This window comes from Mariniflexile gromovii, from assembly GCF_017814435.1.
In the GTDB taxonomy this organism is placed as follows: Bacteria; Bacteroidota; Bacteroidia; order Flavobacteriales; family Flavobacteriaceae; genus Mariniflexile; species Mariniflexile gromovii.
This window is the reverse complement of record NZ_JAGJCB010000012.1, coordinates 1-12569: the sequence shown is the minus strand read 5'-3', so window position 1 is coordinate 12569 and position 12569 is coordinate 1. Positions and strand designations below refer to the sequence as shown.

Sequence of the window (12569 nt, the reverse complement as noted above, 5' to 3'; positions counted from 1 at the left end):
AAATGAATAAAACAGTAAAAATCATTTTAGTATTAGTAGTTATCATACTATTAGCGTTTGTATTAAAGTATTTTAAAGACGCCAATTCTAAGGGTATTGAAGATTTTAAAGTTGAAGAACCTTTTTATACATCCATTAATACGAAAGCAGTAGCAACAGGTAAATTAAATCCTGAAGAGGAAATTGAATTAAAACCTCAAATCCCTGGTATTATAGACGAAATTCTTGTTGAAGAAGGTGATATTGTAAAGAAAGGTGATTTAATTGCAAAAATTAGAGTGGTACCAAACGAACAAAGTTTGGTAGGTGCTAGCAGTAGGATAGCTTCAACCAAGTTGTCTTTTGATAATGCGAAGGTTTTGTATGAAAGAAATAAATCTCTTTTTGAAAAAGGCGTGATTTCAAAACAAGATTTTGAGAATAGCGAATTGGCATTCAATCAAGCCAAAGAAACATTATCGCAAGCACAAAACGATTATCAAATTATAAAACGAGGTTCTATTTCTGGCGGAAGTTCAGCAAATACCAATATTATAGCACAAATTGCGGGTACCATTTTAGAAATTCCAGTGCGTGAAGGCGACCAAGTAATCCAAAGTAACAACTTTAATGCAGGAACCACCATAGCCATTATTGCCGATATGAGTTTCATGATTTTTGAAGGTAAAGTAGATGAAGCTGAAGTAGGCAAATTGAAAGAAGGTAAAGAGATTAAAGTTATTTTAGGAGCCATCAATGAAAAAGAATTTCCAGCAACATTAACTTTTGTTGCACCTCGAGGTGTTGAAGAAAATGGCGCTGTTCAATTCACCGTTAAAGCAAATGTAAAGCTTGATAACACAACAAATGTAAGAGCAGGCTACAGTGCCAATGCCGAAATTGATATAGAAAGTAAAGACAGTGTTTTGGCCATAAGGGAAGCCTTATTACAGTACAACAGAATTACCGAAAAACCTTTTGTTGAAGTATTGGAAAGCGAGGGCAAGTACAAAAAACAAGATGTAACTTTGGGTATTTCCGATGGTATAAACGTAGAAATTACGGAAGGTGTTAAGAAAGGCGATAAAATAAAAGTTTGGAACAAGGCATCAAAAGACAATGAAGATGAAGATAGACAAAGAAGATAAAATGATAGATTTTAAAACATTTAAAATGAAGCAAATTTTTGTTGTTCTAGCCTTTTTTGTGTGTGCAATATCCTTTTCACAAACCAAAAAATGGACTTTGGAAGAATGTGTAAATCATGCATTAGAAAATAATATTACAGTAAAACAAGGTGAAAACGTATTGCTTACTAATGAGCAGAATATTATAGTGGCAAGAGGCAATTTTTTGCCAGGTGTAAGTGCCAGTGCGAGCCATAATCTTGGAATAGGTACACAAAGGATAGATATTGGAGAAACTCAAGTAATTGTAGACAGAACCTCTAACAGTACAAGTTTCGGAGTTGGTGCAAGCCAAACCGTGTTTAATGGTTTTCGATTAACAAATCTTTATAAACAATCGAAATTAAATTTAGAAACCAGCCAGTTGGAGTTGGATAGAATTAAAGATGATATTTCTTTAAATGTGGTGAATGCTTATTTGAATGTACTGTTCAATAAAGAAAACTTAGCCACCTCAAAAGCACAATATAACTTTAGCGACAAACAATTGCAACAGGTAAAAAGTTTGGTTGATGCAGGCGTACAACCTAGAGCCAATATTTATGATGTAGAAGCTACCTTAAGTGCCGATGCGCAAAGCGTAACCCTTGCCGAAAATAACGTAACCTTGGCATTATTAACCTTGTCACAATTACTTCAAGTGCCTTTTGAGGGGTTTGATGTGGAAATAATCAATATTGAAAGTCCATCGGAAACATTATTATATAACAATATAACACCTATTTTAAATTTTGCTTTTGAAAATAGAAATGAGATTAAAATAGCCGAAAAAAATATTAAAAATGCGGAATTAAGTACTGAAATTTCTAAAAGCGGATTTTTACCAAGTGTGTCGTTAGGATACGGTTTTAATACCAATGCTTTTTATACAAATTTAACTCAAAATGAAGCGGCTTTTTTAGACCAGTTGAATAATCAAAAATCCCACAGCTTTAATTTGAATGTAAATATTCCCATATTTTCTAGATTTCAAAATAAAACAGCTCTAGCCAAATCTATAATACAAGAGGAAAACAGTAAACTAGGTTTAGAGCAGGCAAAATTAAATTTGGAATCGAATATCCAGCGTGCGTTTACCGATGCTAAATCGGCATTTAAGGCTTTTGAAGCTGCAAAAAAATCATTGGTGGCACAGGAATTATCATTTGAAAATTCACAAGAACGCTTTAATATTGGGGTAATGACCTCTTTTGAGCTAGACCAAGCACGTGTGCGTTTAATAAATGCACAGGCATCTTTAATAAATGCGAAGTATGATTTTGTTTTTAAGACAAAAGTTTTAGACTTTTACATGGGAAAACCTTTAACTAATTAATGTGTCAGTAATTTTAAGTATAGAAACCGCAACAACCAATTGTTCGGTAGCCATTTCAAAAGCAGGAAAAACAATTGTTTTAAAGGAAGATAACAGCAAAAACTATTCGCATGCCGAAAGTTTGCATGTGTTTATAAATGCTGTTTTAAAAGAAGCAGGTCTTGCTTCAAAAGATTTGGATGCCATAGCCATTAGCAAAGGTCCAGGTTCTTATACAGGTTTGCGCATCGGGGTTTCAGCGGCAAAAGGACTTTGTTTCGCTTTAGATAAACCTTTGATTTCAGTACCTACTTTAGAAGCGTTGGCGCATCAAGTTGATGCCAATGATGGTGTTATAGTAACCATGTTAGATGCCAGACGTTTGGAAGTGTATGCAGCTATTTTCGATTCAAATTACAATAGAATAAAAGAAACCGAAGCGCAAATTTTAGATGAAAATGCTTTTGCAGATTATTTAGCTAAAGGAAAAGTCTATTTTGTTGGGAATGGTGTTGAAAAAACAAAAGGCTTGATTAAGCATGAAAATGCTGTTTTTGTTGAAAATAAATTGCCTTCTGCCAGCCAAATGGGCATGTTGGCATTTGATAAGTATAAAAATGGCGACTTTGAAGATGTCGCTTATTTTGAACCTTATTATTTAAAAGATTTTGTGGCTTTAAAAAGTTCAAAATAAAAAATTTAATGTCGTAATCAATCATAATAAAAATCTCTATGTCAGGTCGAGCGCAGTCGAGACCTCATTTTGAATTTATTAAGTTTAATAACCTCTCGATTCGCTTTGCGAGCTACCTTCAACTAAAACAAGCTTTGTTTTCGGCTATGCTCGAGGACAATGATTCATGATTGATTAAGGATAAGCAGATAGAAAAAGACCTGTTAGTTTTAAAGCTAACAGGTCTTTTTCTTTTTAAATAATTCAAGAAATTTGGTTAATTAAATTTATCCTTTTTTCTGAATTTCAACTTGATGTGGGTACGGAATTTCAATACCCGCAGCATCAAGCGCTATTTTGGTGTTTTCGGTAACTTCAAAGTAAACTGCCCAATAATCAGCAGCGTTACACCAAGGTCTTACGGCAAAATTTACCGAACTATCTGCCAATTCCAAAACATTTACTGTTGGAGCTGGTGTATCAATAACTTTTGGGTGTGAAGTAATTACATTCATTAAAACTTCTTTGGTTTTTTTAATATCAGAATCATAACCTACGCCAAAAACCAAATCCACACGTCTTGTACCTTCGGTAGTATAATTGATAATGTTGCCATTAGACAGCGCACCATTAGGAATAATAATTTCTTTATTTGAAAGGCCAGTTAGCTTTGTTGTAAAAATTTCGATTTGTTTTACTACACCAATTTCACCTTGAGCTTCAATTAAATCGCCAATTTTAAAAGGCTTAAAAATCATAATTAATACACCTCCCGCAAAATTTCCAAGCGATCCTTGAAGTGCCAAACCAATGGCTAAACCTGCGGCGGCAATAACAGCGGCAAATGATGTGGTTGGTACGCCTAAAGTACCTAAAAGCGTTATTATGAGTAATATTTTTAATGTCCAACTAAGCAGGTTTATTAGAAATTTTTGAAGGCTTTCCTCATAATTGCTTTTGGTCATTATTTTTCTAGTAGCCTTCAGTATTTTTTTAATAATCCACGAACCAATAACCCATATGGCAATGGCGCCAATTATTTTTAAACCGTATTCTGTTATTAAAGCAATCCAATAGGTAGTGTCAATGTTTTCTAAATTCATAATTTTTATTTGTAATTTATTTAATATTCAAAATGTAAAATTTTTGAAGCAAATAGAAGTAAACTAATAGTTAAGTTTTAAATAAAACAACTAATTAAAGCTATTATGGCAGGAACTGCCTGTATGTAAAATAATTTTATTTGCTTTGTGGAGTAAGACCCATAAATACCAGCAATGGTCACACAAATAAGAAAAAAAGCAGCCATTTGCATGTCTTTTTGAATAATTGAAAAGACTAAGCCCGCGGCTAAAAAACCATTATATAAGCCTTGGTTTGCCGCTAATACCTTGGTGTCGTCGGCAAATTGTTTAGATTTTAAACCAAATATTTTAATGCCTTTTGGTGTGTTCCATAAAAACATTTCTAAAACTAGAAAATAGAAATGCAGTAACGCAACAATGGCTATTAAAATAACGGTCATATAAGGTGTGTTTTAAAAAGATGTATTAGAATTAAGCGCTCTGTTTTAGAACGCTTAGCTTTTCTAAATTTAATTTACTTCAAAAGTAATTTTTAAGTTTACTCTAAATTCGGTTACTTCACCATCTTTTACGCTGGCACTTTGGTCTTGTACGTAAACAGAACGGATATTTTTAACGCTTTTTGAAGCATGTTTTACTGCTTTTCTGGTAGCATCTTCCCAACTTTTATCGGAGTTGGATAAAATCTCGATAACTTTTAATACAGACATAATTTTAATAATTTAAGTGAAAACCTAAAGTTAAGAAAATTAATGCAATTAGCCATTTATAGCTTCAACCATTTCTACTTTGCCAGGAAGCATTTCCTTTAGCATGTTTTCAATGCCACTTTTTAAAGTATACGTTGAAGATGGGCAACCACTACAAGCGCCTTGAAGCATTACGCTTACATTTTTACTTTCGGCATCGTATGAAATGAATTGAATATTGCCACCATCACTCGCTACAGCGGGTTTTACATACTCTTCAAGAATATTGATGATTTCTTTTGAAGTGTCATCCAACGCTTCGTATTGTGAATCTAATTGAGGTGTTGATTTTTTTAAAGTTTCGGCAGCATGGGGCAATACCACATCTTTTCCATTTTCAATATAACTTCTAATGAATTCGCGAAGTTCAATGGTAATGTCTTGCCATTCAGCCATATCGTATTTAGTGATGGATACATAATTTTCATCAATAAAAACACTTTTCACAAACGGAAAATGGAACAACTCAGTCGCTAAAGGCGATAGTTTTGCTTCATCAATCGAGGTAAATTCAAAAAGGGCCGTTACTATTTTTTTATTTGCAACAAACTTCATTACCGATGGGTTCGGCGTGCTTTCGGCATACACCGTAACGGGTACTTTTTTTGCTTTTGCAGTTTCTTCAATCACTACACCGCCATCGTTAAGATAGGCTTCAATTTGTTCGGCTACTTCATCTTGTACATCGCTCCATTCTACAATATTATAGCGTTCTACAGCAATAAAATTTCCAGAGATATATACTTTTTTTACGAATGGTAGATAAAATAATTGTTGCGCTAAAGGTGATGCTTTAGCCTCGTCTATATTGTTGAATTCAAAACTTTGATGCTTGGTAATAAACTCGTTTATTTCGAATTTAACTATGGCGTTATTTGATGTTTCTTGCACAGAAACCTTGAAAGTATTCATTTCAGCTAATTTTTTACAAAAATACTAAAAGAAAACTTTAGTTATCCATATATTTGAGTTTTGTTGCCTCTTTTTAAGAGATTGAAAGAATAGAGTTTGCGCTTTATTTTTTTATGTAATTTTTTAATAACCACGGCGTTTGTATAGTACTTAACAAGCCAGATTGAACTTATGAAGTTAAAGAATATTTTCATGGTAGTAGTAAGTGTTTTGTGCGCTCACATTACATATTCGCAAGAGGGGCTGCCAATATATACCGATTACCTTACCGATAATTATTACTTAATCCACCCATCAATGGCGGGTATTGCCAATTGTTCTAAAGTAAGGTTAACAGCTCGTCAACAATGGTTTGGACATGAAGATGCGCCTAAACTTTTAACACTGAGTATGAATGGGCGTATTGGAGATTCACCATCGGCTATTGGAGGTATTTTATACACCGATAAAAATGGGTATCATTCCCAAACAGGAGCTTATGCAACCTACGCACACCATTTAATGTTTTCTAGAAGTGAAACCGATTTGAATATGCTCTCATTTGGTTTAAGTGCTGGATTTATTCAGTACAAATTAGACGAAACGTCTTTTTTGTTTGATGGTCCAGACCCCATTATTGATGGTGTTGTGCAAAACGAAACAAACTTTAATATAGACTTAGGCTTTTCATACCATTTTCTGGATTTTTATGTACATGGAACCATTAAAAATGTATTGGAAAACGCTGGTATTAATAAAGATAGAAACATAACAAGTAATTTAAGACGCTATTTATTTTCTGTTGGAAATGTATTTAGTAAATATGGCAGCGAATGGAGCTATGAACCTTCTGTAATGTTGCAATATAGAGATGAAACCAAAGAAGCTTCTATTGATGTGAACGGAAAAGTCTATAAACAAATGGATTTTGGTTCTTTATGGGGCGGGCTATCATACAGAAATAGTTTTGATGGTGCCGAGTATACACAAGGTGCCACAGTAAATAGCCAACGTTTACAGCAAATTACACCTATTTTGGGAGTAAATTATAAAGAGTTTATGTTTGCATATAATTACACCTATCAATCCAATTCTGTGGTGTTTGCCAATGGCGGTTTTCATCAATTAACTTTAGGGTATAATTTTAATTGCAGACGGGTGCGTTACGATTGTAACTGTCCTGCGGTGAATTAAAGAATCATAAATTTTAACCGCAAATTCGCAAATTGTTAGTATTTTAAATTTTCGAATTTGCGGTTCAATTTTTTATTCCCAAGTATATTTCTTTCTTTTTGCTTGTTCTTTAATGGCATTGGTCATGGCGTTTTCCAAACCATTTTTAGTATCCGTTTTTTGTTTTGAAATAAACACTTTACGCTTTTCGTTCAATTCTTGAATTTTATTTTGAATTTGCTCGCGCTCTTTCTTCTTTTCTGCTACATAGGTTTTTATTTCAGTTGCCGATTTTCCTTTTAATTCTTCAGGCAACCCTTCATCTTTTAAAGCTTCCACCGAAACTTTTTTAAGTTCAACAGCATCTACCAAATCCCAGGTGTCATTTTTATATAAGTGCGAACTTTTGCTCACGGTTCTACTTACGGCATTGGCTTTACTGTAGGTTTCGGCATTCGTATCTTGTTCAGCTTGTAATGCCATTTTTTGCTTACCTGCTGTGCCATAAATAACATAGGTTTTATTTAATCTCTGATTTAAAATAAGAATCTCATCATCATAAGGCGACACAATATGAACGGTTGTTTGGTTTTGGTTTATTGCCATATAATCGCCCTGTGTTAAAGTGGCACCATCTTTCCACGATGTTGAAATGCCTTGGTAGTAATCGCCACAAAAAATGGTATTTATGGTAATGCCTTTTTCTTTTGCATTAACGGCAGCATCTTTATAGTTTAGTTTTCCTTGCGTAAAAGGCTCGTTTCCTGCTATAAAAATGAGTTTTAAATCATCTGGATTTTTGCCCCAGTTCAATTGGTTTAAAGAGGTTTGAATCACTTGTCCGCAATATTCCTCACCACCATTTGTGGTTAAAGAAAACAGTTCTTTGGAGATTTCATCCAAATCGTTACTAAATGCTAAAACTTGACGGATGTAACCTTCGGCACTGTTCAGTCTATCATTACCATATTCGTAAAGTGCAATTTCTAAATTGGGTTTAGCCGTGCCACATTTGGCATACGAGAGCTCGTTTACAATATCCCAAAGTTGAGCTTTAGCTTGATCTATTAAACCATCCATACTATTGCTGGTATCCAATAAAAGGGCTACTTTAATATATTGCTTGTTGGGTTCGTGCTTTATTGTTTTTAATTGCGCGTATGGAGTAGGCTGCTTTTTGTTATTGGCATTACAAGCCGTAAACCCTATGAATGCCATAGCAAATACAAGTGTTTTAAAATGTGTTTTCATGATGTTTTTGTTTTTTGATTCATACCGTAAATCTAAAAGCAACATAATTCTTAAAAAACGAAGAATGAGTAAAGGCTTGTTTTGGATGAGTAACTGTAGCGGGTAATTGCGTAAACACATCATTTTGGTATCAAACCAACTTCATTTTGTAAAATCTTCATTTTATTTTATCAAGTAAAGTGCGTAAGTTTAGCTATTGTAAAATAGTATAATGAAGTTGATTCTAAAACAGATATGGTTTGTATGTGCTTTATTGTGCACCACCGTTTTGTTGGCGCAAGAGAACAGTAAAAGCTTAAATAGCCAACCAAGATTTACGGTTCGAGGATCGGTGGTTGAAAGTGACACTAAAAACCCCATTCCGAATGTAAACATTGAAGTAAATGGTGGGTCTTACACAACAACCGATGACATAGGGAATTTTAGAATTGAAGCCAGAAAAGGTGATGAGCTTACCATAAAACACAAAGATTTTGAAACGGTTTATTATACTATTGAAAGCAACGAACGTATCAAAGTTGAGGTACAACCCAGTGCTGCAGAGGTTCAATATTCCAAGAAAAAATATTCTAGAATCAATCCTGAATTGTTTAAATCGCTTATAGATTCCGCTGAGACACATTTAAAAAAGGATGCTAAAAAGAGCATTCAATTTATTGAAAAGGCGTTGGGCGCTAGTAATTCTTCAAAAGAAAACGGCGAAGCTTTTGAGGTTTTAGGCGATATTTATTTGCATTGGAAACAGTTTGATTTGGCGGTTTCCAACTACCGAATCAGTCTTCAAAATAGAAGCACCAATACGGTTAAGTTAAAGTTAGCTTCGGCGTATAAACTAAACAAGAACTACCAAGAAAGCCTTCAAATTTATAATGGGATTAATAAAAGTGAACTATCAAATTGGCAATTGGTAGAACTTTACGAAGGACTTGGTGATGTGCATTTGCTAACAAAATCGTATCAAGCGGCTATCAACGCTTACAACGAAGGTTTAAAAGTGGCGAAAAAGCATTTAATTTCGCCAAAAGTTACCGATTTGAATTCAAAAATAGCCCAAGTTTACAACGCAAAAGGGGAAACCCAAAAAGCAGAAGGGTTTTTTAATGAATCGTTAAAACTAGCTAACAGTCAAAATAAAAAACGGGCTGTGGAAGAAAAAATTAAAGTCGCCGATTTTCAGAACGAAACCAATAATTATTCAAGTGAAATTCAACTAAGAAAAGAAGCTTTAAAACAAATAAAGGACATTCAAAAGGATTCTGTTTTTAACAATGAAAGTGCCTTAACGCCCCAAAAACAAAATTATAAAATTGGTAATGCTTACGCGTCTCAAAGAGATTATGTGAATGCCATTCCATATTTAAAGAAAAGTATTGAAGAAGCCGACACCAAAGAAGATTTAATTGTACAAAAAGATGCCACCCGAAAACTTTCAGAAGTGTATAGAGATGCTGGCGAGTTCGATAAAGCCCTTGTCGCTTACCAAAGTTATGTAGATTTGGTAGATAAGTTATACTCCAAAAAAGAACAGGAAATATCGCAAGCAGCACGGTTTAGCAAGGATATTGTAGCAAAACAAAATAGGATATTAAGTTTGGAGAGCGATAGGGCGCTGTCTGAAAGTAAATACCAACTTAATGTAGAACAGGCCAAACGCCAAAAAATTATTATTTACTCCTTAATTGGTGGTGTTGTACTGTTGCTTGTTGCTGGGTTTTTGATGTTCAAATACATCAAACAACAGCGGTTGGCAAATAATTTATTGGCGCTTAAAAGTTTAAGAAGCCAAATGAATCCGCATTTTATTTTTAATGCTCTAAACTCAGTAAACAGTTTTATAGCTTCCAATGATGAACGCACAGCCAATAAATACTTAACCGATTTTTCCCTGCTCATGCGTGCCGTTTTAGAAAATAGCGAAGAAGATTTTATTCCTTTGGAAAAAGAGATAGCGCTTTTGGAATTATACACCAAATTGGAACATTTTAGGTTTCAAGATAAGTTCGATTATAAGATTACTATAGATGAAAATATTCATATAAACGACTTTGTAATTCCGCCCATGCTATTGCAACCTTATATAGAGAATGCTGTTTGGCATGGTTTACGCTATAAAAAAGTAAAGGGAAAATTAGATATTGCAATTACTCAAAGCAATCCCGATGAAATAAAAATAACCATTACCGATGACGGTATAGGACGCCAAAAATCGAAAGCTTTGAAAACCGAACATCAGAAAAAGCAAAACTCAAAAGGCATGGGGAATATTAAAAAACGTGTGGCTATTTTAAACGAAATGTATAAAGACAAAGTAGATGTGTTTATTGATGATTTTCAAGATGAAGAAGACACCGGAACTAAGGTTGTTGTAACCTTGAAAAAGGATTAAAGGATTAACGAGTAATGATTTTTGATTTACGATTTTAATAAGAACCTACAGTCACCTCGAGCGCAGTCGAGAGGTCGCATAAAATTTAGAAACGTATGGAAACTAGAATATTGATTTAGTTCTAAAGCCAATTTGAAATAAAAGTGTCACGCTGAGCCTGTCGAAGCGCAAATAATAATAAAGAATAAAAAATATTTTAGATGAAACTAACCGCCATCATAGTAGAAGACGAAGAAACCAGTAGAGACATTCTAAAAAATTATCTCAAAAAATATTGCCCCAATGTATCGGTAATTGGTGAAGCTTCAAACGTAGAAGAAGCATTGGTGTTAATTCGTAATAACGATTTAGACTTGGTGTTTCTAGACGTAGAAATGCCCTATGGTAACGCATTCGATTTATTGGACAAGGTTGGCGATATTAATTTTGAAACCATATTTGTAACCGCCTATAACCATTACGCTATAGAAGCTTTAAACGCCCATGCTTCCTACTATTTAATGAAACCCATTTCCATAGACGCCCTTATTAAAGCAGTGGATTATGTAACCGAAATCAAAACCAAAGAAAACGCACTTCAAGACCAAGTACTGGTGCCAAAAACCCATACAGTTAATGGAAAAATAACCATTCCGCAATTAGATGGTTTTGAAGTTATCAATACGGCCGATATTTTATTCTGTAAAGCCGATGATAATTATACCGAAATTCATTTAAACACCAACAAGAAAAAAATAGTGAGCAAAACCCTAAAATATTTTGAAGATATTTTGGTTGACAGTAGCTTTGCAAGAGTACATAAATCATATTTAGTAAATGTAAACGAAGTAGTAAAGTACGTAAAAGGAAAGGGCGGAAGCGTGGTACTAAGCAACGGAAAAGAAATTATGGTTTCCGCTTCCAGAAAGTCCGATCTTTTATCATATTTTCAATAATATCATTGTCATTTCGAACGCGTGAGAAATCACATTATAAAATTCATGGTTCAGTCTCTAGTGCGATTTCTCACTGCGTTCGAAATGACAAAACCTTCAACCTTTTAACTTTTCAACTTTTAAACTTAAAAAAATGCCAATAATAAAACCAGTAAACGGAAAATCACCACAATTACCAGACGATTGTTACATAGCCGAAAACGCTACCATAGTGGGCGATGTTGTAGCAGGTACCCAATGCAGTATCTGGTTTAATGCCGTGGTTCGTGGCGATGTAAACTACATAAAAATGGGCAACAAGGTAAACGTGCAAGACGGCGCCGTTATACACGCCACATACCAAACCGCCCCAACCAACATTGGCAACAACGTATCCATTGGGCACAACGCCATAGTGCACGGTTGCACCATTCACGACAACGTTTTGGTAGGCATGGGAAGCATTATTATGGACAATTGCGTAATAGAAAGCAACAGCATTATAGCCGCAGGTGCCGTAGTAACCCAAAACACCAGGGTAGAATCGGGCAGTATTTATGCAGGTGTTCCCGCAGTAAAAATAAAAGACATTAGCCAAGAGTTAATTTCCGGACAAATAGACCGCATAGCCAATAATTACATAAAATATTCCAGCTGGTTTAAGGAGTAAATTCCTTTGCAAAAAGGAACCCTATTAAGTATTTGGGCGTTACCACAAGGGTCGGGCTTAGTTTATCCTGAGCGCGGTCGAAGGGTTACAAGTCCTCGCTTCTACGTCGCTGTGGGCTTTCCACTGCTATCCCTCACGCAGAGGTAGGTTCGGTTGGTTATTACCTTTTTTGCCTCATGGCGCTAGTGTGCGGTCAATGTCATTAAGTTAAGAGAATGTCATATGCTATCTTTTTGGTTTTTAGTTATTTTAGGTTTGATTCTAGTTCTGTATTTTCCTGAATCTCGTTCAAAAGAGCGATTTGGCCTTATGGGTAT

General features: G+C 34.6%; 12 protein-coding genes. 7 read left to right on the top strand and 5 right to left on the bottom strand.

What is annotated here, in order from left to right:
- The first annotated feature begins 2 nt into the window (after positions 1 to 2).
- From J8H85_RS12375 to tsaB, 3 genes are read left to right on the top strand one after another with little or no spacing between them, the layout of a single operon-like run.
- Positions 3 to 1127, top strand: coding sequence for an efflux RND transporter periplasmic adaptor subunit (locus J8H85_RS12375; RefSeq protein WP_209655522.1), 1125 nt, complete (start codon positions 3 to 5; stop codon positions 1125 to 1127).
- The gene (locus tag J8H85_RS12370; RefSeq protein WP_209655521.1) at positions 1105 to 2481 is read left to right on the top strand and encodes a TolC family protein; all 1377 of its coding nucleotides are present in this window, start codon (positions 1105 to 1107) and stop codon (positions 2479 to 2481) included. Before J8H85_RS12375 ends, J8H85_RS12370 begins: the two co-directional genes overlap by 23 nt.
- A gap of 1 nt (position 2482) precedes the next feature.
- Positions 2483 to 3154: a tRNA (adenosine(37)-N6)-threonylcarbamoyltransferase complex dimerization subunit type 1 TsaB gene (gene tsaB / locus J8H85_RS12365; protein ID WP_209655520.1), complete on the top strand. Its 672-nt coding sequence runs from the start codon at positions 2483 to 2485 to the stop codon at positions 3152 to 3154.
- A 266-nt stretch (positions 3155 to 3420) separates the two neighbouring features.
- Here tsaB and J8H85_RS12360 read toward each other — a convergent pair whose 3' ends face one another.
- The 4 genes from J8H85_RS12360 to J8H85_RS12345 all read right to left on the bottom strand — a co-directional run bounded on the left by J8H85_RS12360 (position 3421) and on the right by J8H85_RS12345 (position 5879).
- On the bottom strand, positions 3421 to 4236 hold the full coding sequence (locus tag J8H85_RS12360) for a mechanosensitive ion channel family protein (protein WP_209655519.1): 816 nt from the start codon (positions 4234 to 4236) through the stop codon (positions 3421 to 3423).
- A gap of 77 nt (positions 4237 to 4313) precedes the next feature.
- On the bottom strand, positions 4314 to 4658 hold the full coding sequence (locus J8H85_RS12355) for a DUF1304 domain-containing protein (protein WP_209655518.1): 345 nt from the start codon (positions 4656 to 4658) through the stop codon (positions 4314 to 4316).
- 69 nt (positions 4659 to 4727) lie between these two features.
- On the bottom strand, positions 4728 to 4928 hold the full coding sequence (locus J8H85_RS12350; protein ID WP_209655517.1) for a dodecin family protein: 201 nt from the start codon (positions 4926 to 4928) through the stop codon (positions 4728 to 4730).
- 48 nt (positions 4929 to 4976) lie between these two features.
- Complete coding sequence (locus J8H85_RS12345; RefSeq protein WP_209655516.1) at positions 4977 to 5879, bottom strand: NifU family protein; 903 nt, start codon at positions 5877 to 5879, stop codon at positions 4977 to 4979.
- Between the two features lie 171 nt (positions 5880 to 6050).
- On the opposite strand from J8H85_RS12345, the gene J8H85_RS12340 reads away from it, so the two are divergent.
- Positions 6051 to 7052, top strand: coding sequence for a PorP/SprF family type IX secretion system membrane protein (locus tag J8H85_RS12340; RefSeq protein WP_209655515.1), 1002 nt, complete (start codon positions 6051 to 6053; stop codon positions 7050 to 7052).
- A gap of 72 nt (positions 7053 to 7124) precedes the next feature.
- Here the strand turns inward: J8H85_RS12340 and J8H85_RS12335 are convergent, their stop codons facing one another.
- The gene (locus tag J8H85_RS12335) at positions 7125 to 8282 is read right to left on the bottom strand and encodes a vWA domain-containing protein (RefSeq protein WP_209655514.1); all 1158 of its coding nucleotides are present in this window, start codon (positions 8280 to 8282) and stop codon (positions 7125 to 7127) included.
- A 211-nt stretch (positions 8283 to 8493) separates the two neighbouring features.
- Between J8H85_RS12335 and J8H85_RS12330 the strand changes: the two genes are divergently transcribed.
- From J8H85_RS12330 to J8H85_RS12320, 3 genes are all read left to right on the top strand, one after another.
- Positions 8494 to 10668 (top strand): histidine kinase, encoded by a 2175-nt coding sequence (locus J8H85_RS12330; RefSeq protein WP_209655513.1) that lies wholly within the window; start codon positions 8494 to 8496, stop codon positions 10666 to 10668.
- A 200-nt stretch (positions 10669 to 10868) separates the two neighbouring features.
- A complete protein-coding gene (locus J8H85_RS12325) occupies positions 10869 to 11603 on the top strand; it encodes a LytR/AlgR family response regulator transcription factor (protein ID WP_209655512.1) in 735 nt (244 codons plus the stop codon).
- A gap of 133 nt (positions 11604 to 11736) precedes the next feature.
- Positions 11737 to 12252 (top strand): gamma carbonic anhydrase family protein, encoded by a 516-nt coding sequence (locus tag J8H85_RS12320; RefSeq protein ID WP_209655511.1) that lies wholly within the window; start codon positions 11737 to 11739, stop codon positions 12250 to 12252.
- Positions 12253 to 12569: the final 317 nt, after the last annotated feature.

What these genes read in the sequence shown, in the direction of transcription:
- J8H85_RS12375 (WP_209655522.1), top strand. Translation starts at nt 3, where the DNA reads ATGAATAAAACAGTAAAAATCATTTTAGTATTAGTAGTTATCATACTA.
- J8H85_RS12370 (WP_209655521.1), top strand. Translation starts at nt 1,105, where the DNA reads ATGAAGATAGACAAAGAAGATAAAATGATAGATTTTAAAACATTTAAA.
- J8H85_RS12360 (WP_209655519.1), bottom strand. Translation starts at nt 4,236, where the DNA reads ATGAATTTAGAAAACATTGACACTACCTATTGGATTGCTTTAATAACA.
- J8H85_RS12355 (WP_209655518.1), bottom strand. Translation starts at nt 4,658, where the DNA reads ATGACCGTTATTTTAATAGCCATTGTTGCGTTACTGCATTTCTATTTT.
- J8H85_RS12350 (WP_209655517.1), bottom strand. Translation starts at nt 4,928, where the DNA reads ATGTCTGTATTAAAAGTTATCGAGATTTTATCCAACTCCGATAAAAGT.
- J8H85_RS12345 (WP_209655516.1), bottom strand. Translation starts at nt 5,879, where the DNA reads ATGAATACTTTCAAGGTTTCTGTGCAAGAAACATCAAATAACGCCATA.
- J8H85_RS12340 (WP_209655515.1), top strand. Translation starts at nt 6,051, where the DNA reads ATGAAGTTAAAGAATATTTTCATGGTAGTAGTAAGTGTTTTGTGCGCT.
- J8H85_RS12335 (WP_209655514.1), bottom strand. Translation starts at nt 8,282, where the DNA reads ATGAAAACACATTTTAAAACACTTGTATTTGCTATGGCATTCATAGGG.
- J8H85_RS12330 (WP_209655513.1), top strand. Translation starts at nt 8,494, where the DNA reads ATGAAGTTGATTCTAAAACAGATATGGTTTGTATGTGCTTTATTGTGC.
- J8H85_RS12325 (WP_209655512.1), top strand. Translation starts at nt 10,869, where the DNA reads ATGAAACTAACCGCCATCATAGTAGAAGACGAAGAAACCAGTAGAGAC.
- J8H85_RS12320 (WP_209655511.1), top strand. Translation starts at nt 11,737, where the DNA reads ATGCCAATAATAAAACCAGTAAACGGAAAATCACCACAATTACCAGAC.